Source organism: Allobosea rubneri (assembly GCF_032464875.1).
GTDB classification, from domain to species: domain Bacteria; phylum Pseudomonadota; class Alphaproteobacteria; order Rhizobiales; family Beijerinckiaceae; genus Allobosea; species Allobosea rubneri.
Genome location: NZ_JAWDID010000059.1, coordinates 1 through 18,907 on the forward strand (window position 1 = coordinate 1; position 18,907 = coordinate 18,907).

The following is an 18,907-nucleotide window of genomic DNA, read 5'->3' on the forward strand; positions in this document are numbered from 1 at the left end:
TCACGGCCGGGCCCACCCGGGCGATTGCCCGCGCCTGCACGGTCGCCGGGGCCGCGATCGGGCCGGTTCGCAGCATTGGCGCGATCCCCCGGACGCTGGTCAGGGCGGGCTCCGGCGCCAAGATCGCCGCGGCCGCCTTCGGGGCGCAGTACCTGATCGCCGCTGCGGCCGCGGAAGTCCATCCGCTCGCCGGCTCCGGCCCGGAGGTTGTTGTTGCCCCCGAATTTCTGCTGGACGGCATTGTTACGGTACTGGACGCCGTGGCGATGCTGGGGATTGTGCTTCCAATGCGTCACGCGGTTGCGGTCGATATTGATGTTGTTGTTGTTCCAGTTGACGTTGCCGCCCCAGTAGCCACCCGTGCTCCAGCGCCCGAGCGCGTAGGCGGTTCCGAAGGCAAGACCGGTCGCGAGCACGCCGGTGGCGATGTATCCCGGTGCCGGGAAGTAGTAGGGCGGATAGGCCGGATAGGGCCAGGAGCCATAGGCCACGGCCGGGTCGCAATAGGGAACGTAGAGCGTGTCGGGCTGCGTGGGCTCGATCAGGATCGTCTGCTTGCCGCTCTCCTGCCGCACCGTGACCTTCTGCTGAACGCCGGAGGACAGCTTCTTGGCATCATAAGCCCGCGTCCGCATGCGCTGGACGCCATCCATCAGGTCCGGCTGCTGGGCGAGGACCGCGTCGCCGAGCTTTTGCGTCCAGTCGAGGTTCTTGCTCATCATTTCGAGCACGGAAGGCGTCGCGACCAGTGATTTGACGCTGGCGTCCCAGGGCTGCTTCTCGGCAGCGACCTTCAGCGCGTCGCCCTTGAGCTTCTTGTTGCCGGCGACCCAGCGGTCGGCCTGTACCACCTCAAGCGGATAGGTCGAAGCCATCAGGACCTGCGCCAGGAGCGTATCGGGATAGAGAGCGATCGGCGCGACGAGCGCCTCCAGTTCCGCGCTGCTCAATACTTGCTCGGTCTGCGCAGGTGGTGCCGCAACCGGCGCGGCCGCCGGAGGGGCGGCCTGAGGCGGCGGGGTCTGCGCAAGCGGCCGGGAAACCAGGCCACAGGCGAGGAAGCAGGCCAGCGCAATCCGCAGATCCATGAGCTTCTCCCTGGCGAGACGCCTTCGCGCCCGCACCCGGCATCCAGGTGCAAGGCTGCCTCTACCTCTTGGTCAGAACATCGGATCGGCCCGATGCTTTATCGCGGCGCCGCCACCGTTCTCCGGGCCGGCAAGGTCGCCATCCCTTCCTCGGCCTCGCGCAACCTCCGAAAAGCCTCGACATTGGCACGCCCGGCGGCCATCGCCTCGGACATGCGCCCATCGCGCATCATGTCGTGGCTTTCCTCCAGCGTATCCATCGCGCATCCGGCCGTCTTGTTGCAGGCCTGGGCTGGCTGGCTGCCGATGCATGGACAGATCATGGCGCCGAGAACGAGAGCTGCCATTGCGGTCACGATTCTGCTGGTCATGGGCGCAAACTCCGAGACGAAATTCCCTCAGATTCGCCCCGCTCGCGGGGCGCTGCATGCAAGCCCGGTCTCGATCGGCTCTGGCCCGGCTCGACGCCGATAGTAGCGCATTCGCCAAGGCGGAAACCTGTCCCTGGGGACAATAGCCGGCACCGATGTCGGACGGACGAAGCGTCAACACAGCCTTCAGCGCCGGCTGGTCCGAGCCGACAAGAAGCCGTGATGGAGGGCACGGGCGGCGAACCGCAATCGCGCTATCAGGCGACAGGTCGGACAAGCTGGCCCAGCCGCTGGCACATCGCCGGTCTAGACGTGCGAACCGCCGGATTCGCCGCTCTTGCTAAGAGGAGGCCGTCCATCGGGCACGCAGAAGCCGTGCGAACGTCCCTCGCTGATCAACTGGCAGATGGCGAGGCCGACAGCGTCTCCCTCGCTTGCGCGACCCGCGCGGTAAAGACCGAGTTGCTCGCGCTCGAGTTTCGCGAGTCGATCCAGCCATTCCTTGAGTGTCATGGACAGTGGCCTCCCCCGAAGCGACAGGAGATTTTACACACTGCGCCGCACATGCCCTTGAGGCAAATCAAATTCGGAATAGCGGGGCAGCCGCCGGCCCCGTCTCGATTCGGCGGCTGCGCCTAGGGCATCACGTCAGCCGACCGATGAGCCGCGAAGATCGAGGGCGAGGGAAAACGCAGGTCCTAGCCCGCGTTCGGAGCGCAACGACGCGGCCGCCCCACTAACGGGAGCGCGAAGCTAGGCAAGCTGCTGCGAGATCAAGGAAGTGGCGGACAGGGAGGGATTTGAACCCCCGATACCCTTGCAGGTATGCCGCATTTCGAGTGCGGTGCATTCAACCACTCTGCCACCTGTCCGCGGTGCTCATGTCGAAGCGGGGTGCTTGTTACACACCACCCGCGCGCCGCACAAGCCTCCTTGAGCAGAAGTTTCAACTCATCGACAGGGAGCGTGCCGGGCAGGGTTTTCCTTGACGCAGGCGCCCTGCCCGCCTAGAGAGCCTCGTCCGGCGTGGGGAAACCCGCGCCCGATCTCTTTTGGCGCGAGCGTGGCGCAGGGCTCTTCAGGGAGCCGGCGACGCAAGCCTCGGAAGAGCAAACCCAAAACGCAACGACTGCCAAAAAGTCGCCCTGCATGCGCCGCGAGGCCAGTGACAGGGCGGGGCCGAACATGGAGAACAATGATGTTCGCAGTCATCAAGACCGGCGGCAAGCAATTCCGCGTCGCCGCCAATGACCGCATTACGATCGCCAAGCTCGAGGGCAACCCGGGCGATACCGTCGCCTTCGGCTCCGTGCTGATGCTGACGGACGGCGAGAAGTCGACGATCGGCGCCCCCTTCCTGAGCGACATCACCGTCGCCGGCGAGATCGTCGAGCAGACCCGCGGCGAGAAGGTCATCGCCTTCAAGAAGCGCCGCCGCCAGAATTCGAAGCGCAAGCGCGGCTTCCGCGCCGAGCTGACCGTGGTGCGCATCACCGACATCCTCACCGGCGGCAAGAAGCCGGAGATGAAGAAGGGCGAAGCCGCTCCGGCCGCGCTCAAGGCCGCCAGCCCTGCCGTCAAGGGCAAGGCCAAGCCGGCCGCCAAGGCCGAGGCGCTCGACGCCTCGAACCTCTCGCTGATCTCGGGCGTCGGCCCGACCATCGAGAAGAAGCTGCGCGCCGCCGGCATCACCTCGTGGAACGACATCGCGTCGTGGACCGAGGCCGACATCGCCAAGTGGGACGAAGAGCTGAAGCTGCGTGGCCGCGCCACCCGCGAGGAGTGGGTCGAGCAGGCCAAGGAGCTGCTCGCCGGCAAGCCGCCGCGGGCCAAGGCCGACCAGGCCGAGCTTGCTTCCGGCGAGGACTACTGACCCTCGCTGTCAGGTTCTCACGGGCTTCGTTTCCGAAACCGGTGGCATTTGCCGCCGATTCGGGTTACATGGACTGAAGAGTTTTCGAGGTAGGGCGTTATGGCTCACAAAAAAGCAGGCGGTTCGTCGCGCAACGGTCGCGACTCCGAAAGCAAGCGTCTCGGCGTGAAGCGTTTTGGCGACCAGGCCGTCGTGGCTGGCAATATCATCGTGCGTCAGCGCGGGACCAAATGGCATCCCGGCGTGAACGTTGGCCTTGGCAAGGATCATACCCTTTTTGCCACGGCGAACGGCCGCGTGCGATTCACGACGAAACTCGGCCGAGCTTTCGTCAACGTAATTCCGGCCCAAGAGGCCGCAGAATAAACGGCGGATAGGGAACTTTCTCGATCCGCCGGTTCCATCGAACCGGACGATCGAGAAGGGGCAAAAACCCGTCACGGGTTTCCCGAAGGTCAACGAACCGGGGGAGATGGGACCAAAGCCCATCTCCCCCTTTCTCGTTGCGCCGACGGAGAGACCCCGATGTTCCCTGAACTGACAAGAGACGACGTCTTCCGGCTCGAGACCCGGCGTCTGTGGCTGCGCTGGCCGCGCATGGCCGACGCCTCCGCGATCCTGCGGCTCGCCGGTGCCAAGGCGGTGGCGGAAATGACCGCATCGATCCCGCACCCCTATCCTTCCGGTGCGGTCGAGCCCTTCATCTTCGCGATGCGCAAGGGCAATGCGCTCGGCGAGCACCTGGTGCTGGCCGTCACGCCGCGCGACCGGCCCAACGAGCTGATCGGGATGATCGGCGCGCATCCGCAGGCGAGCGGGCGCCCCTTCATCGGCTACTGGCTCGGCACGCCGCACTGGAACAAGGGGCTCGCGACGGAGGCGGTGCAGGCGCTGATCGACACGCTGTTCTCGCTGGTCGAGATCGAGGCGATCGAAGCCGATACGCGCGTCATCAACCCAGCCTCGCGGCGGGTGCTGGAGAAGAGTGGCTTCCGCCAGGAGGGCTCCTTCCTCAAGGCGCTACCGGCGCGCGGCGGGCTCTTCCCCTGCGAGCAGTTCCGGCTCGACCGCTCGACCTGGGCGGCCCTGAAGAGCTGGGGTGCCTCGGGCTGGACACCGGCCCCGCCGGAGGAAATCCCCGACGAGGAAGCCTGCCTCGCCTGATATCGCACAAGGGCCCGCCAGGAGGCGGGCCCTCTTTTCATCGACCGCATTGCTCTCCCCGGCGCATACGACTACCTAAGCCAGCATGAAATTCCTCGACCAAGCCAAGATCTATGTGAAAGCCGGCAACGGCGGCGCCGGCTGCGTCTCGTTCCGCCGCGAGAAGTTCATCGAGTTCGGCGGCCCCAATGGCGGCGATGGCGGACGCGGCGGCGACGTCGTGGTCGAATGCGTCCAGGGCCTGAACACGCTGATCGACTTCCGCTTCCAGCAGCATTTCAAGGCCAAGACCGGCGAGCACGGCATGGGCAAGGACCGCCATGGCGCCAATGGCGCGCCCGTCGTGCTCAAGGTGCCGCCGGGCACCGAGATCCTCGACGAGGACGGCGAGACGCTGATCGCGGACCTGACCGAGCCGGGTCAGCGTTTCGTGCTGTGCAAGGGCGGCAATGGCGGCTTCGGCAACGCCTATTTCAAGACCGCGACCAACCAGGCGCCGCGCCACGCCAATCCCGGGCTCGACGGCGAGGAGCGCTGGGTCTGGCTCAGGCTGAAGCTGATCGCCGATGCCGGGCTGATCGGCCTGCCCAATGCCGGCAAGTCGACCTTCCTGGCGACGGTGACGGCCGCCAAGCCGAAGATCGCCGATTATCCCTTCACCACCCTGCACCCCGGCCTCGGCGTCGTTCGGATCGACGCCCGCGAAATGGTGCTCGCCGACATTCCCGGCCTGATCGAGGGCGCGCATGAGGGCCATGGGCTCGGCGACCGTTTCCTCGGGCATGTCGAGCGCTGCCGGGTGCTGCTGCACCTTGTCGAGGGCACGAGCGAGCATGCCGGCAAGGCCTACAAGACGGTGCGCAACGAGCTCGCGGCCTATGGCGAGGGGTTGGCGGAGAAGCCGGAGATCGTGGCGCTCTCCAAGGTCGACGCGCTGACGCCGGAAATGCTGAAGGAACAGCTCGCCCGCCTGAAGCGCGCCTGCAAGCGTACGCCGATCGTACTCTCGGCCGCGTCCGGCGAGGGCGTGGAGGCGGCGCTGCGGGCGGTGCTCTCGGTCGTCGAGTCCGCCCGTGCCGAGGAAGAGCGCGAGAACGCTCCGGCACAGGAGGTCGGCTGGCGACCCTGAGGCATCGGCGCCGCCGGCGCCAGGGCTCCCTTTCAGATGGCGCGGTGCAGGGAGTGACCCAGATTTCCAGCATCGTGCGCTATACGCCTGAGGACGCGTGGGAATTCGCGTTCCGGGCGGCGATTGCCGCTGGCGCAGGCGAAGCCGCGGCGAGTGCGCTCGCGAGCGCGACCGTCGCCGCGGAACGCGCCGGTCGCTCCTCCGTCGGCTTTGCCCATTTGCCGGACTATCTCGACAGCTTCGCCGCCGGACGCATCGTCGGCACCGCCGAACCCGAGATCGACTTTCCGACCCCGGCGGCCATCCGCGTCGACGCCAAGGGCGGCATCGCCCAGCTCGGCTTCGACCGCGCCTTCGATGCGCTGATCGAGCGCGCCGGCCTCTATGGCCTGGCCGTCTTCATGCAGCACAACAGCTACACGGCCGGGGAGCTCGGCTACTATGCGCGGCGCTTGGCCGAAACCGGGCTCGTCGCGCTCGCCATGAGCAATGGCCCTGCCCTGCTGACCGCCGGAATCGGGCGCAAGCCGGTCTATGGCACGAACCCGATGGCGTTCGCCGCGCCGGTGAGCAACGCGCCTCCTCTCGTCATCGACCAGGCCTCGAGCGTGACCGCCTTCGTCAATGTGCGGCGCGCGGCGGAACTGGGCGAGGCGATTCCCACCGGCTGGGCCGTCGATGCCGAGGGGCGGCCCACCACCGATGCCGGCGACGCGATCAAGGGAGCGCTTCTCGCCTTCGGCGGCGCGCGCGGCGCCAATATCGCGCTGATGGTCGAGATCCTGGCCGCGGGTCTGACCGGCAGCAACTGGTCGCTCGATGCACCATCCTTCGCCGACGGCGCGGATTCGCCCGGCATCGGCCTGTTCCTGATCGCCTTGAGCCCCGCCCTGCTGGCGCCCGACCTCCCGGCCCGGATGGCTTTGCAGGCCGAACGGCTTGCCGCCAGCGGCGTTCATATTCCCGGCCAAACGCCGATTGCCGACGAAATCACGCTGCCGCGGGCGCTGGTCGACGCGATCAGGGAACACGGCAGGGCTTGAAAGCGGTCGCGGCGCCCCTTGCCTCCGGCGCCCACTTGCCATTCAACTCGGGGCCTTGCCTCCCACGCGAACCGGACCTGCCATGCTGATCAAAACGACGCTCTTCGCGCTGCTCTCTTCGTTGGCGTTGGCGGGACCGGCCTTCGCACAGGCGCAGCGGCCGGCGCAGCCTGCTCCAGCCGCCCCCGCCCCCCCGGCCGCCGGTGCGGTCTCGCAGCCCGACAACACCACCGCGACCTATGGCGACTGGGTGCTGCGCTGCCAGCAGGGCGTCGGCACGAATCGCGTCTGCGAGATCGTGCAGACCGTCGAGCAGCAGGGCCAGCGAGGACCGGTCGCCCTCGTCGCCGTCGGTCGCCCGGTCAAGGGCGAGCCCTACAAGCTGGTCGTCCAGGTGCCGCCCAATCTCACCCTCGGCAACAATGCCGGCGTGCGGGTCAGCGGCGGCGACAAGGAGGACGTCGTCGCCCTGTTCCAGCGCTGCATGCCGGCAGGCTGCTTCGGCGAGGCCAATCTCAGCGACGAGGCCTTCAAGCGTTGGCGCGGACTGAGCGAGGCCGGGCAGTTGCGCTATCTGGACGCGGCGAGGCGCGAGGTGACGCTGCCGATCTCGTTCCGCGGCTTCACCGCGGCCACCGACGCTCTGGTGCGCGAGCAGCCGTGACGCTCGCTCGTTCGGAGCGCCTTGCGCTCTGAACGTCTCAGCCTTCGGCGAATTGCAGCCGGTAGAGCCGGGCATAGGCTCCGTCGCGGGCGATCAGGGCGTCATGGTCGCCGGTTTCGACGATCCGGCCCTCATCGAGCACGACGATCCGGTCGGCATCGCGCACGGTCGAGAGCCGGTGCGCGATGACGAGGGTGGTGCGGCCCTTCATCAACTGCGTCAGCGCCTGCTGGACCACCCGTTCCGAGTGCGTGTCGAGTGCGCTCGTCGCCTCGTCGAGCAGCAGGATCGGCGCATCCTTGAGGATGGCTCGGGCAATGGCGAGGCGCTGGCGCTCGCCGCCGGAGAGCCGCGAGCCGCGCTCCCCGACCCGGGAATCATAGCCTTCCGGCATCGCCATGATGAAGTCATGAGCCGCCGCCGCCTTGGCCGCTGCGATGATGTCGGCATCGCTCGCGCCGCGCCGACCGAAGCCGATATTGGCGCGCACCGTATCGTCGAACAGCACGACATCCTGGCTGACCACGCCGATCTGGGCCCGCAGGCTTGCCAGCGTGACATCGCGCAGATCCTGGCCGTCGATCTCGATGCGTCCCTCGTTCGGGTCGTAGAGGCGCGGCACCAGCGCCAGCATGGTCGACTTGCCGGAGCCCGAGCGCCCGACCAGCGCCGTGGTCTTTCCGGCCTCGGCCACGAGATCGATGCCCTCGAGCCCGCGCGCATCGTCGCGGTAGCGGAAGCGCAGGTCGCGGAAGGCGACCTCGCCACCGGTGACGGCGAGCAACTTGGCATCCGGGCGCTCGGCGATCAGCGGCTTCTCGTCGATCAGAGCGAAATAGCGCTTCAGCGAAGCGCCGGCCTCCTGGACGATGGCGTTGAGGTTGCCGAGCGAGCGCATCGGCTGGGCGGCCAGCAGCAGAGCCGAGACATATCCCGTGAAATCGCCGACGGTCGAACCGCCGGAGGTGATGCGCACGCCGATGGCGGCAAGAACGCCGGCGACCGCAAGGCCGCCGCCGACCTCGAGCAGCGGATCCAGCCGGCCGCGCGCATTGGCGGCCTTCATCTTCAATGCCCGGATCGTCTCGAAGGCGCCGGCCGCGCGGTGCTTGAGATAGGGTTCGAGCGAATCGGTCTTGGCGACCCGCGCCCCCTGCAGGCTCTCGGTGACGAGGCTCGCCATCAGCCCGGTCTGCTCCTGCTGCGACATCGCCATGCGGCGCAGCTTCTTGCCGATCCGGCCGATCGGGCTCGCCACCACGGGAGCGACAAGGAGCACGATCAGCGTCATCTTCCAGTCGATCCAGAGCATCGCGCCGACCAGCGCGACCGCGGTCAGCACGTCGCGGATGGCGATATTGATGATCCGGGTCAGCGCTTCCTTGACGAAGGTGAAGTCGGTGGTGAAGCGCTGGGTGAGGGAGGCGGGGTTCTCTCTCTGCAACTGCGCGAGGTCGGCATCGATCAGATGCGCGTAGAGCGCCGTCTGCATGTCGGCCTCGATCCGGCTGACGACGCTGTTGGTCATCACGGTCTGGGCCAGCAGGGAGAAGCCCTTGATCGCAGTGACGATGACCACGACGATCGCGACGGCGTTGACGACGCCGATCTCGATGCCGATCGACTTGGAGACCAGACGCTCGGCGCGGCGCACGAAGCCGGTGGCCTCGGCGGTAAGCGGGTCGGCGAAGGCGTCGAAGGCAGCCTTGATCAAGAGCGGATAGAGGCTCGTCGTCGCGGCGATGACGACGACCAGGCCGAGGATCATCGCGATCTGGGGGAGATAGGACCTGACCCGCTCGCGCCAGACGCGGGCGAAAAGCGCGAGGGTATCGTCCGTGACCTTGCCAATCTTCATGGGGCGCGGCCTATCATGGCCGCCATGCAAGCGCCACTGCCGGTCTTGCTCGCGACACGATGCTGACGTCCGATAGTCCGATTGATTCACCAGACATAGAGAACCCATGCCTCTCACGCCGCCGGCTCAGCCCGGACAATCCTTCGCCGAGATCGACACCCCCGCGCTGATTCTCGATCTCGACGCCTTCGAGAGGAACCTCGTGACCATGGCCGCCTTCGCGGAGGCCTCCGGCGTGCGTTTGAGGCCGCATGCAAAAACCCATAAGAGCCCCGAGATCGCCCTTCGCCAGATCGCGCACGGCGCCGTCGGGCAGTGCTGCCAGAAGGTCGGCGAAGCCGAGATCCTGGTTGCCGGTGGCGTCAGCGACGTGCTGGTCACGAACGAGATCGTCGGAGCGACCAAGCTCGACCGGCTGGCCCGCCTCGCCCGCGAGGCCCGGATCGGGCTCTGCGTCGACCATGTCGACGGCGTGCGCGAAGCGGCCGAGGCGGCGGCCCTCCACGATGTGATCTTCGACGTTCTGGTCGAGCTCGACATCGGCTCGCGGCGCTGCGGCGTCGCGCCCGGCGAAGCAGCGGTGCGCCTCGCCGAGGCCGTGGCGCGCAGCAATTCGCTGCGGCTCTCCGGCGTGCAGGCCTATCACGGCAGCGCCCAGCACATGCGCTCGATCGACGAGCGCCGCGAGGCGATCGAGCGCGCCGGCTTCCTGACCCGCAACGTGGTCGACCGCATTCGCCAGGTCGGCCTGCCCTGCGAGATCGTCAGCGGCGCCGGCACCGGCACCTTCGACCTCGAAGGCCGCTCCGGCATCTGGAACGAGCTGCAGGCCGGTTCCTACATCTTCATGGACGCCGACTACGCCCGCAACCGCAATGCCGATGGCTCGCCCTTCCAGACCTTCGAGCATGCGCTGTTCATTCTGGCAGGCGTGATGAGCAAGCCGGTCCCGGACCGCGCCATAGTCGATGCCGGGCACAAGACGGCAGCGGTCGACTCCGGCATGCCGACAGCCTTCCGGCGCGAAGGCGTGGTCTACACCAAGCCTTCCGACGAGCACGGCGTCCTCACCGGAGACCCGGTCGCCCTGCCCCATCGCGGCGACCGGCTGCTGCTGGTGCCCGGCCATTGCGACCCGACCGTCAACCTGCACGACTGGTATGTCTGCGTCCGCGGCCTGCACGGGCCCGATGCCCATGTCGAGGCAGTCTGGCCGGTGGCGGCGCGCGGCGCCCTCACCTGAGCGCATGCTGGCCGAGCTCGCCCTGCGCGCGCTGACTCCGGCCGAACCGCTCGCACGCCGCTTCGGGCTGCTGCAGGAAAGCGTGGCGCTATGGTCGCGTGGCCTGCGCCAGCGCCGTGCCTGGGCCGATCATCATGCCCGCTGCCGCAAGCTTGTCGCCGAAGCTGCAGCTGCGCTGCCGCGCCGGCGCAAAGCCGTGATCCTCGGCTCCGGCCTCGTCCGCGACGTTCCTCTTGATCAGCTCTGCCGGCAGTTCGAAGAGGTCGTGCTGGTCGACATCGTGCACTTGCCGCTGGTGCGCCTGCGGCTTCTGCCGCGCCGCAACATCCGCCTCCTGACCTGCGATCTCACCGGCGCCATGGCCTGGCTCGCAGGCGAAGCGGAAGGCCGCGCGGACCCGCTCGCCGATCTGATCGCCGACGAGGCCGTTGATTTCGTCGTCTCGGCCAACCTGCTCTCGCAGCTCGCCTGGCCGGTGGCGGACTGGCTGGAAGACCACCCGGAGCGGGCCGCCACGCTCCCGGCCGACCTGCCGGCCCGCTGCATCGCCTGGCATCTCGACGGTCTCGCGCGCTTCAGGGCGCGCGTCTGCCTGATCAGCGATGTCGAGATGGTCGAGCGCGAACGCGACGGCGCGATCCATGACCGGCTCGACCTGATGTACGGCGTCACGCTGCCGCCGGAGGACCAGAGCTGGCCCTGGCCCGTCGCGCCCTTCGGCGAGGCGGCGCGGGACCGCGAATTCGTGCATCGCGTCTGCGCCTGGCGCGATTTCGGCAGAAGCCGGGCCGCACACAAGCCTGCTAGCGATTGAGCCGGATCGTCCCGCTGAGCGAAAGGTCATAGCCGCCGAATTCCCGCGCGCGCGCCGCCATGTCGGGGCTGCGCATCCAGGCCAGCAGCTTCTGCGGACCGGGCTCGAAATAGGTGCGCCGGCGCATGACGAGGTCGACATGCTCCCAGACCAGCGGCAGGAATTCGAGGCCGAAGGCCGTGGCGATGGCGCGCGCCGCGATGCCGCAATCGGCACGGCCATTGCGGATCGCCAGCGCGAGATCCTGCCCGGTGGCACAGATGCCCTCCGCGGCAACCATCCTGCCCGAGCCGACCCCGGCCCGCTCCAGCAGGCTCTGCAGCAGCAATTGCGCGCCGGCGCCGCGCTGGCGCTGGGCGAAACGCGCGCCCTGCGCGATGGCCGAGGCGAGGCCGTCGGGCCCCAGCGGATTGCCGGGCGCCAGCAGCAGGCCCTGCTCGCGCCGGGCGAAATTGATCACCACCGCATCGTGCAGCATGCCCTCGGCACGGATCGCCACGAGATTGGCGGCGTCATCATCGGGCGTGGCGTGGAGATGCAGCGCCGCGATCGCAACCTCGTTGCGCAGCAGACGGTCGAGCCCGGCCTGCGAGCCCTCTGCCAGCAAGGCGAGCCCGCAGCCCGATTCACGAATGGCGAGTTCGAGCAGCGAATCCTGGCTGCCGCCGACGATCGGCGGTGGCGGCGCCGGCTCGAACCCGTCGGGGCGTGCCAGACCGGCCTCCAGCCAGCGGTCGAGACCGCCGCGCGGGAACAGCCATTTACCGGAAACCTTGGTGCAGGGCACGGCGCCCTGCGCGACGAGCTCGTAGAGCTTGCGCTCCTTGAGCCGGACATAGGCGGCGGCTTCCTCAGTGGTCAGCCAGGATTGATCCTGCACCTGCATGTTCCTGTCTGCACAGGCTACGAGATTGGCTTTTGGTCGCATTGAACTCTACCAATTGCAAATGCTTGCAATCGGATGCGGGCATTGGCGGGAGTGGGGTGTGGAGGTCGGCGCAGTATTCCAGGCGGCTTTTGCGCTGGTGGTCGGGCTCGATCCCGACTTCCTCGGCATTGTCGGCCTGTCGCTGCGGGTGACGCTGACCGCGGTCGCGGTCGCGGCGCTGGTCGGCCTGCCGCTGGGCGCCGCGCTGGCGCTGGCGCGCTTTCCCGGCCGCTCGGCGATCATCGTCTGCCTGAACGCGCTGATGGGGCTGCCGCCGGTCGTCGCCGGCCTCGCCGTCTTCCTGATGCTGTCGCGCTCCGGGCCGCTCGGACCGCTCGGCCTGCTGTTCACCCCGACCGCGATGATCATCGCCCAGGTCATCCTGGTGCTGCCGATCGTGATCGCGCTGACCCGACAGGTCATCGAGGATCTCTGGGGCGAGTATCGCGACCATCTTCGCTCGGTCGGCCTCGAAGGCATGCGGGCGATCCCGACGCTGCTGTTCGACGGGCGCTTCTCGCTGGCGACCGCCCTGCTCGCCGGCTTCGGCCGGGCCAGCGCCGAGGTCGGCGCCGTGCTGATCGTCGGCGGCAACATCGCCGGCTACACCCGCACCATGACCACGGCGATCACGCTCGAAACCTCGAAGGGCGACCTGCCGCTGGCGCTCGGCCTCGGCCTCGTCCTGCTCTCGCTGACGCTCGCCATCAACGCCGTCGCCTTCGGCGCGAGCCGGATCGGCGCACGCTATGCGGGATAGGCGCCATGCTTGACGCGACCTCGATCCTGCCGCTCACCGTCGACGCCGTCTCCTTCTCCGGCGGCGGCAAGCAGTTGCTGCAGCCGAACAGCTTCGTCATCCCGGCCGGCGGCCTGACGGTGGTGCTCGGCCCCAATGGCGCCGGCAAGTCGCTGACGCTCAGGCTCTGCCACGGCCTGCTGAATCCGAGCCGCGGGGCGGTGCGCTGGGCGGACGCGCCGGGCGGCCAGCACGCCGCCAGAAGGCAGGCCAAGCGCCATGCCATGGTGTTCCAAAAGCCGATCATGCTGCGCCGTTCGGTCGAGGCCAATATCGCTCATGCGCTGGCGGCGTCCGGCACGGCAGGCACCGAGCGCAAGGCGCGCACGCAGCAGGCGCTCGCCCGCTTCGGCCTGGCGGAGCGCGCGGCGCAGCCGGCACGACTGCTCTCCGGCGGCGAGCAGCAGCGCCTCGCCATCGCCCGCGCCTGGGCGCTGCGGCCGGAACTGCTCTTCCTGGACGAGCCGACCTCGCAGCTCGACCCGGCCGCGACGCGCCAGATCGAGGAACTGCTCACCGTCCTCGTCGCCGAGGGGATCACGGTGATGATGTCGACCCATGATCTCGGCCAGGCCCGCCGCCTCGCCGACCGGGTGCTGTTCCTGCATCGCGGCCGCCTGGTCGAGGACGCGGCTGCCGCCAGCTTCTTCGCCGGCCCGCAATCGGCCGAGGCGCGCGCCTTCCTGGCAGGAGAGCTGCTGTGGTGATGCCGCGCGCCGCCCGTCACAGCCTCCGCCCTCATCCCGAGGAGCGGTGGCAGACAGATCTCGAAGGATGCTCCGCAGCGCGCCGAGCAATCCTTCGAGGCGCCGCGGAACTCTTTGCCGGTCAGCCAAAGGCCAGGCCGGAGAGTGGCGCGGCATAACGAGGTCTGAAGGAACATGTCCGACAGAAACCAAGGGGATGAAACAATGTCATTGATCCACCGCCGCTCCGTCATCGCCGCCGGGCTGTTCCTGGGCCTTTCCGGCCATGCCCTCGCGCAGGCTCCCGCCGCGGCGCCGCCGGCCGCGACGGCGCCCACCGGAACCCGCTTCATCACCGTGGCGTCGACGACCTCGACCCAGGATTCCGGGCTGTTCGGCCATATCCTGCCGATCTTCAAGGAGAAGACCGGGATCGAGGTCCGCGTCATCTCGCAAGGCACCGGCCAGGCGCTCGACACGGCGCGGCGCGGCGATGCCGACGTCGTCTTCGTCCATGCCAAAGCGCAGGAGCTGAAATTCGTCGAGGAGGGCTTCTCCACCGAGCGCCGTCCGGTGATGTACAACGACTTCGTGCTGATCGGGCCGAAATCCGATCCGGCCGGCGTCGCCGGGACGACGGATATCGTCGCCGCCCTGAAGAAGATCCAGGAGAAGGGCGCGCCCTTCGTCTCGCGCGGCGACAAATCCGGCACCCATGCCGCCGAGCTCAATCTCTGGAAGGCGGCCGGCATCGACATCGCCGCGCAGAAGGGTCCGTGGTATCGCGAGATCGGCCAGGGCATGGGCGCCGCCCTCAACACCTCGGGCGCGATGAGCGCCTATGTGCTCTCCGACCGCGCCACCTGGATCTCGTTCAAGAACCGTGGCGACCTCGTGATCTCGGTCGAGGGCGACAAGCGGCTGTTCAACCAGTACGGCGTGATGTCGGTCAGCCTCGCCAAGCACCCGCACGTCAAGTTCAACGACGGCAAGCTCTTCGCCGACTGGCTGACCAGCCCGGAGGGCCAGAAGGCGATTGCCGACTACAAGATCGACGGCCAGCAGCTCTTCTTCCCGAACGCCGGGCAGGCCGGGGCGTGACGTCGTGCGCCGCCTCGCACTCGCCGGACTTGTCTGCTTGATGGCCGGGACCGTAGCGGCGCAGGAGCCGGTGCTCCTGCATGCGGCCGGCAGCCTGCGCGGCGCCCTGACCGAGGTGGCGCAGGCTTTCGAGGCGCAGACGAAGCTCGCCGTGAAGCCCGTCTACGGGGCTTCCGGCCTGCTGCATGACCGTATCGCCAAGGGCGAAGCCGCCGAGGTCTTCGCCTCCGCCAATATGGAACACCCGCAGGCACTGGCGCAGGCCGGTGCCGCGGGGCCGGTCGTGCTCTTCGCCCGCAACGAGCTCTGCGCCTTCGTTCGGCCGGATCTGGCGGTGACAAGCGAGACCCTGCTCGATCGCCTGCTCGATGCCAAGGTGAAGCTCGGCACCTCGACGCCGCGCGCAGACCCGTCCGGCGACTATGCCTTCGCCGTATTCGCCCGCGCCGAGGCGGTGAAGGCAGGAGCCCGAGCTGCCCTCGAAGCGAAGGCGCTGCAGCTCACCGGCAGCGCGACCAGCGTGCCGGCGCCGGCCGGCGTCAATGTCTACGGCCACAAGATCGCCAGCGGCGAGGCCGACATCTTTCTGGCCTATTGCACCAACGCCCAGCCCCTGGCGCAGGAGCAGCCGGGAATCCGGCTCGTCCGCTTGCCGCCGGCGCTCGCGGTCGGCGCCGATTACGGGCTGACGGTGCTCAATACGGCCTCGCCAAACGGCTACCGGCTCGCCATGTTCATCCTGTCGCCGGCAGGGCAGACGATCCTGGCGAAGCATGGCTTCTCGGCGCCTGGACTGCCGCGTGCCGAACCTTGAACGGAACAGGACGGCGGCCATGGACTGGCAAGCGACGCGGCCGGGCGAAACCGAAGCCCCCCTGCCCGCGCGGAACGATGCGCATCTCGTCTTCATCGGTCGCATCCGCACACCTTTCGCGACACGCGACCAGTGCCCGCGCCGCGGCAGCCAGGATGGGCCGCTCTGCCGGATCGAGCTCGACCCGGCCTTTCGCCCGGCGTTGCTCGGCGTCGAGGCCTTCGACGAGCTCGACATCCTCTATTGGATGCACGAGGCGCGGCGTGACCTGCTGACGCAAACCCCACGTGGCGGCACCGTCTCCGGCACCTTCGCCTTGCGCTCGCCAGTGCGGCCGAACCCAATCGCGCTGTCGCGGGTGAAGCTGGAGGGCGTCGAGGATGGCGTCCTGCTGGTGCGCGGACTCGACTGCCTCGACGGCACGCCGCTGGTCGACATCAAGCCCTGGCGCTGCCCGCATTCTGCCGCCCGAGCGGAGAAATCGCATGCTGCGTCCTGACAGACGCGCCCTGCTGGCCGGCGTCGCAGCCGTACTGGCGGCGCCGCGCCTCGCCCGCGCCGCGACAGTTCGCGACGGTGCCGGGCGCGAGGTGCCGATCCCGGGCAAGGTCGAACGCATCTTCCCGGCCGGGCCGCCGGCCGCAATCCAGATCTACACGCTCGCCCCCGATCTGCTGCTCGGCTGGCCGCGCGCCAACCGGCCGGAGGAGCGCGAATTCCTGCTTCCGGGTGTCGGCGACAGGCCGGAGATCGGCCGCATCACCGGGCGCGGCAACAGCGCGAATCTCGAGGCCGTGCTGCAGCTCAAGCCGGATCTGATCATCGATTCCGGCTCGACCGGCCGCACCTATGTCGAGCTCGCCGAACGCGTCCAGAGCCAGACCGGCATTCCCTATGCGCTGCTGGACGGGCGCTTCGCGCAGATTCCAGCGAGCTATCGCATCCTCGGCCAGTTGACCGGTCGCGGCGAGCGGGCCGAGACGCTGGCGCGCTGGTGCGAGGAGACGATGGCGACGATAAGCGGCCGCATTGCCGCGATCCCGGCAGAGCAATGGCCGAGCGTCTACTATGCCCGCGGCCCACGCGGGTTGGAGACCGGCCTCGGCGGCTCGATCAATGTCGAGACTCTGTCCTTCCTCGGCGCCCGCAATGTCGCCGCGGAGCAACCGGGCAGCGGCCTCGCCCAGGTCTCGCTGGAACAGGTGCTGAGCTGGAACCCGGATGTGATCGTCACCATCGACCTTGCCTTCGCCGAAAGCGTACGCAGCGATCCGAACTGGGCCGGGGTCAGGGCGGTGCGCGAGGGCCGGGTGCATCTCTCGCCGAAGCTGCCCTTCGGCTGGGTCGACTTTCCGCCCTCGGTCAACCGGATGATCGGCCTCTGGTGGCTGGCGAAGCTGCTCTACCCGGCGCAGTTCCCGGAAGAGATCCGCCCACTCGCCCGCGATTTCCACACCCTGTTCTACCAGGTGACGCCGAGCGAGGCACAGCTCGACCGCGTGCTTGCGGGGCGGGGATAACCCCTTGGCATCACCTTCCCTGCGCGGCAACCTGATCGCCCTCGGACTGCTCGGCCTCGCCGTGATCGCCGCCTTCGCGCTCGGGCGGTTTCCGGTCGGCCCGGCCGATATCCTCCGGTCGATCTGGTCCTGGCTTACCGGCACGCCTTCGGGCCTGCAGCCACAGATCGAGACGGTGATCTGGAATATTCGGGGTCCCCGCGTCCTCGCGGCGATCCTGTGCGGCGCGGCGCTCGCCGTTGCCGGCGCCGCCTTCCAGGGCCTGTTCCGCAACCCACTCGTCTCTCCCGACATCCTCGGCGCCTCCTCAGGCGCGGCGCTCGGCGCGGTCATCGGCATCTATTTCTCGCTCGGCCTGCTGGCGATCCAGCTCGCCGCCTTCGCCGGCGGGCTCGTCGCGGTCGGGGCGGTCTATGCCGTCGGCTCGACGATCAGGCGCGGCGATCCGGTGCTGGTGCTGGTACTGACCGGCGTCGTCGTCGGCTCGCTGCTGGGGGCAGGCATCGGCCTGATCAAATACTGGGCCGACCCCTACAATCAGCTGCCGGCGATCACCTTCTGGCTGCTCGGCAGTCTCGCCGGTACCGCGAGGCCCGACCTCGTGCCGTTGCTGGGCCCTGTCCTGATCGGAACCGGCATGCTGCTCGCTTTGCGCTGGCGGATGAACGTGATGTCGCTGCCGGAGGAGGAGGCGCGCGCGCTCGGCCTCGCCACCGGCCCCTTGCGCATCGCGATCGTCGCCGCGGCGACGCTGGTGACTGCGGCCAGCGTCGCAGCCGCAGGCATCATCGGCTGGGTCGGCCTCGTCGTGCCGCATCTGGCGCGCTTCCTGGTCGGACCCGATTTCGGCCGCCTGCTGCCGACGGCCGCAATCCTCGGCGGCGGCTATCTTCTGGCCATCGATACCCTCGCCCGTACCGCCGCTCCGGTCGAAACGCCGCTCGGCGTCCTCACCGCCGTGGTCGGGACACCCTTCTTCATCTGGCTGCTGGCCTCGGCCCGCGGAGGCTGGTCGTGAGCCTTGCCGCCAGCGCCCTTGCCTATGGTTACCCTGCGCGCGAGATCGGCCGCGACATCGAGCTCGCTTTGCAGGCCGGCGAGGTCATGGCCCTGCTCGGCCCGAACGGTCACGGCAAGACCACCCTGCTCAAGACCATGCTCGGCCTGCTGCCGGCGCGGGGCGGAAGCCTTCGTCTCGACGGGCAAGCGCTGGAGTCGCTCGGCTTCGGCGCGCGGGCGCGAGCACTCGGCTATGTGCCGCAGGCTCATGCCGGCACCTTCGCCTTCTCGGTGGCCGAGATGGTGCTGATGGGCCGCACCGCCCATGCCGGGCTCTTCGCCGCCCCCTCGGCCCATGACCGCACCGTCGCGCGGGCCATGCTGGAGCGGCTCGGCATCGCGGCACTGGCGGAGCGCCCGTATACCGAGATCTCCGGCGGCGAACGGCAGCTCGCGCTCGTCGCCCGCGCCCTGGCGCAGGAGCCGCGCTACATCATCCTCGACGAGCCGACCGCCAGCCTCGATTTCGGCAACCAGGGCAAGGTGATGGCGCAGATCCGCCGTCTCGCTGCCGAGGGGCTCGGCGTGCTGTTCACCACGCACGATCCGAACCAGGCGCTGCGCTATGCCGACCGGGTGATGCTGCTGCGCGATGGGCGGGCATTGGCAAGCGGACCGGCCACCGCCCTGCTGACGCAGGACAATCTGGTCGCGCTCTATGGCAGCGCGGTCGAGATCGTGCGCGACGCCGATGGCAGGCTCGCCTTCCTGCCGGGGTGACACTCGCGCGTCACGGCAATCTGGTCAGAATCT

The 18,907-nt window shown here is 68.6% G+C and carries 21 protein-coding genes and 1 tRNA gene; 16 read left to right on the forward strand and 6 right to left on the reverse strand.

Going from position 1 to position 18,907, the window contains the following annotated elements; genetic code table 11:
• From RKE40_RS24725 to RKE40_RS24740, 4 genes are all read right to left on the reverse strand, one after another.
• The coding region (locus RKE40_RS24725; protein ID WP_316020854.1) for a DUF3300 domain-containing protein at positions 1–1,088 on the reverse strand (1,088 nt) is incomplete at its 3' end.
• Positions 1,089–1,186: 98 nt separating this feature from the next.
• Positions 1,187–1,459, reverse strand: a complete 273-nt coding sequence (locus RKE40_RS24730; protein ID WP_316020855.1) for a hypothetical protein — start codon at positions 1,457–1,459, stop codon at positions 1,187–1,189.
• Positions 1,460–1,765: 306 nt separating this feature from the next.
• Entirely contained in the window at positions 1,766–1,972 is a 207-nt protein-coding gene (locus RKE40_RS24735) for a hypothetical protein (RefSeq protein WP_316020856.1), read from the reverse strand.
• 269 nt (positions 1,973–2,241) lie between these two features.
• A tRNA-Ser gene (locus tag RKE40_RS24740) sits at positions 2,242–2,331 on the reverse strand.
• Positions 2,332–2,657: 326 nt separating this feature from the next.
• Here RKE40_RS24740 and RKE40_RS24745 point away from each other — a divergent pair.
• The 6 genes from RKE40_RS24745 (at position 2,658) to RKE40_RS24770 (ending at position 7,332) form a co-directional block, all read left to right on the forward strand.
• Positions 2,658–3,332 carry a 50S ribosomal protein L21 gene (locus RKE40_RS24745; RefSeq protein ID WP_316020857.1) on the forward strand — a complete coding sequence of 225 codons (675 nt, stop codon included), beginning with the start codon at positions 2,658–2,660 and terminating at the stop codon, positions 3,330–3,332.
• A gap of 99 nt (positions 3,333–3,431) precedes the next feature.
• On the forward strand, positions 3,432–3,698 hold the full coding sequence (gene rpmA / locus RKE40_RS24750; RefSeq protein ID WP_066475137.1) for a 50S ribosomal protein L27: 267 nt from the start codon (positions 3,432–3,434) through the stop codon (positions 3,696–3,698).
• A 159-nt stretch (positions 3,699–3,857) separates the two neighbouring features.
• The gene (locus RKE40_RS24755; RefSeq protein ID WP_316020858.1) at positions 3,858–4,496 is read left to right on the forward strand and encodes a GNAT family N-acetyltransferase; all 639 of its coding nucleotides are present in this window, start codon (positions 3,858–3,860) and stop codon (positions 4,494–4,496) included.
• Positions 4,497–4,581: 85 nt separating this feature from the next.
• Positions 4,582–5,625, forward strand: coding sequence for a GTPase ObgE (gene obgE / locus RKE40_RS24760; protein WP_316020859.1), 1,044 nt, complete (start codon positions 4,582–4,584; stop codon positions 5,623–5,625).
• A 53-nt stretch (positions 5,626–5,678) separates the two neighbouring features.
• Positions 5,679–6,668, forward strand: coding sequence for an Ldh family oxidoreductase (locus tag RKE40_RS24765; protein WP_316020860.1), 990 nt, complete (start codon positions 5,679–5,681; stop codon positions 6,666–6,668).
• Positions 6,669–6,750: 82 nt separating this feature from the next.
• On the forward strand, positions 6,751–7,332 hold the full coding sequence (locus RKE40_RS24770; RefSeq protein WP_316020861.1) for an invasion associated locus B family protein: 582 nt from the start codon (positions 6,751–6,753) through the stop codon (positions 7,330–7,332).
• Positions 7,333–7,369: 37 nt separating this feature from the next.
• Here the strand turns inward: RKE40_RS24770 and RKE40_RS24775 are convergent, their stop codons facing one another.
• Positions 7,370–9,190 (reverse strand): ABC transporter ATP-binding protein, encoded by a 1,821-nt coding sequence (locus RKE40_RS24775; RefSeq protein ID WP_316020862.1) that lies wholly within the window; start codon positions 9,188–9,190, stop codon positions 7,370–7,372.
• Between the two features lie 106 nt (positions 9,191–9,296).
• On the opposite strand from RKE40_RS24775, the gene RKE40_RS24780 reads away from it, so the two are divergent.
• Positions 9,297–10,433, forward strand: coding sequence for a DSD1 family PLP-dependent enzyme (locus RKE40_RS24780; RefSeq protein WP_316020863.1), 1,137 nt, complete (start codon positions 9,297–9,299; stop codon positions 10,431–10,433).
• Positions 10,434–10,437: 4 nt separating this feature from the next.
• Positions 10,438–11,247, forward strand: coding sequence for a hypothetical protein (locus RKE40_RS24785; RefSeq protein WP_316020864.1), 810 nt, complete (start codon positions 10,438–10,440; stop codon positions 11,245–11,247).
• Here the strand turns inward: RKE40_RS24785 and RKE40_RS24790 are convergent.
• On the reverse strand, positions 11,237–12,127 hold the full coding sequence (locus tag RKE40_RS24790; protein ID WP_316020865.1) for a substrate-binding domain-containing protein: 891 nt from the start codon (positions 12,125–12,127) through the stop codon (positions 11,237–11,239). The two genes, RKE40_RS24785 and RKE40_RS24790, sit on opposite strands and share 11 nt — an antisense overlap.
• A gap of 106 nt (positions 12,128–12,233) precedes the next feature.
• Here RKE40_RS24790 and RKE40_RS24795 point away from each other — a divergent pair, with 106 nt between their 5' ends.
• The 8 genes from RKE40_RS24795 to RKE40_RS24830 all read left to right on the forward strand — a co-directional run bounded on the left by RKE40_RS24795 (position 12,234) and on the right by RKE40_RS24830 (position 18,874).
• Entirely contained in the window at positions 12,234–12,935 is a 702-nt protein-coding gene (locus tag RKE40_RS24795) for an ABC transporter permease (RefSeq protein ID WP_390893526.1), read from the forward strand.
• Between the two features lie 5 nt (positions 12,936–12,940).
• The gene (locus tag RKE40_RS24800; protein WP_316020866.1) at positions 12,941–13,681 is read left to right on the forward strand and encodes an ATP-binding cassette domain-containing protein; all 741 of its coding nucleotides are present in this window, start codon (positions 12,941–12,943) and stop codon (positions 13,679–13,681) included.
• A 204-nt stretch (positions 13,682–13,885) separates the two neighbouring features.
• A complete protein-coding gene (locus RKE40_RS24805) occupies positions 13,886–14,761 on the forward strand; it encodes an ABC transporter substrate-binding protein (RefSeq protein WP_316020867.1) in 876 nt (291 codons plus the stop codon).
• Between the two features lie 4 nt (positions 14,762–14,765).
• Positions 14,766–15,575 carry a molybdate ABC transporter substrate-binding protein gene (locus RKE40_RS24810; protein WP_316020868.1) on the forward strand — a complete coding sequence of 270 codons (810 nt, stop codon included), beginning with the start codon at positions 14,766–14,768 and terminating at the stop codon, positions 15,573–15,575.
• Between the two features lie 19 nt (positions 15,576–15,594).
• Entirely contained in the window at positions 15,595–16,074 is a 480-nt protein-coding gene (tsaA, locus tag RKE40_RS24815; protein ID WP_316020869.1) for a tRNA (N6-threonylcarbamoyladenosine(37)-N6)-methyltransferase TrmO, read from the forward strand.
• Entirely contained in the window at positions 16,061–17,095 is a 1,035-nt protein-coding gene (locus RKE40_RS24820; RefSeq protein ID WP_316020870.1) for an iron ABC transporter substrate-binding protein, read from the forward strand. The genes tsaA and RKE40_RS24820 overlap by 14 nt, the downstream gene beginning before the upstream one ends.
• A 4-nt stretch (positions 17,096–17,099) precedes the next feature.
• On the forward strand, positions 17,100–18,113 hold the full coding sequence (locus tag RKE40_RS24825; protein WP_316020871.1) for a FecCD family ABC transporter permease: 1,014 nt from the start codon (positions 17,100–17,102) through the stop codon (positions 18,111–18,113).
• Positions 18,110–18,874 carry an ABC transporter ATP-binding protein gene (locus RKE40_RS24830; protein WP_316020872.1) on the forward strand — a complete coding sequence of 255 codons (765 nt, stop codon included), beginning with the start codon at positions 18,110–18,112 and terminating at the stop codon, positions 18,872–18,874. Before RKE40_RS24825 ends, RKE40_RS24830 begins: the two co-directional genes overlap by 4 nt.
• Positions 18,875–18,907 lie beyond the last annotated feature (33 nt).

Bases quoted from the DNA above. Each gene is read 5' to 3' on its own strand.
- RKE40_RS24730 (WP_316020855.1), bottom strand. From the start codon at position 1,459: ATGACCAGCAGAATCGTGACCGCAATGGCAGCTCTCGTTCTCGGCGCC.
- RKE40_RS24735 (WP_316020856.1), bottom strand. From the start codon at position 1,972: ATGACACTCAAGGAATGGCTGGATCGACTCGCGAAACTCGAGCGCGAG.
- RKE40_RS24770 (WP_316020861.1), top strand. From the start codon at position 6,751: ATGCTGATCAAAACGACGCTCTTCGCGCTGCTCTCTTCGTTGGCGTTG.
- RKE40_RS24780 (WP_316020863.1), top strand. From the start codon at position 9,297: ATGCCTCTCACGCCGCCGGCTCAGCCCGGACAATCCTTCGCCGAGATC.
- RKE40_RS24745 (WP_316020857.1), top strand. From the start codon at position 2,658: ATGTTCGCAGTCATCAAGACCGGCGGCAAGCAATTCCGCGTCGCCGCC.
- RKE40_RS24755 (WP_316020858.1), top strand. From the start codon at position 3,858: ATGTTCCCTGAACTGACAAGAGACGACGTCTTCCGGCTCGAGACCCGG.
- rpmA (WP_066475137.1), top strand. From the start codon at position 3,432: ATGGCTCACAAAAAAGCAGGCGGTTCGTCGCGCAACGGTCGCGACTCC.
- RKE40_RS24805 (WP_316020867.1), top strand. From the start codon at position 13,886: ATGTCATTGATCCACCGCCGCTCCGTCATCGCCGCCGGGCTGTTCCTG.
- tsaA (WP_316020869.1), top strand. From the start codon at position 15,595: ATGGACTGGCAAGCGACGCGGCCGGGCGAAACCGAAGCCCCCCTGCCC.
- obgE (WP_316020859.1), top strand. From the start codon at position 4,582: ATGAAATTCCTCGACCAAGCCAAGATCTATGTGAAAGCCGGCAACGGC.
- RKE40_RS24820 (WP_316020870.1), top strand. From the start codon at position 16,061: ATGCTGCGTCCTGACAGACGCGCCCTGCTGGCCGGCGTCGCAGCCGTA.
- RKE40_RS24785 (WP_316020864.1), top strand. From the start codon at position 10,438: ATGCTGGCCGAGCTCGCCCTGCGCGCGCTGACTCCGGCCGAACCGCTC.
- RKE40_RS24775 (WP_316020862.1), bottom strand. From the start codon at position 9,190: ATGAAGATTGGCAAGGTCACGGACGATACCCTCGCGCTTTTCGCCCGC.
- RKE40_RS24800 (WP_316020866.1), top strand. From the start codon at position 12,941: ATGCTTGACGCGACCTCGATCCTGCCGCTCACCGTCGACGCCGTCTCC.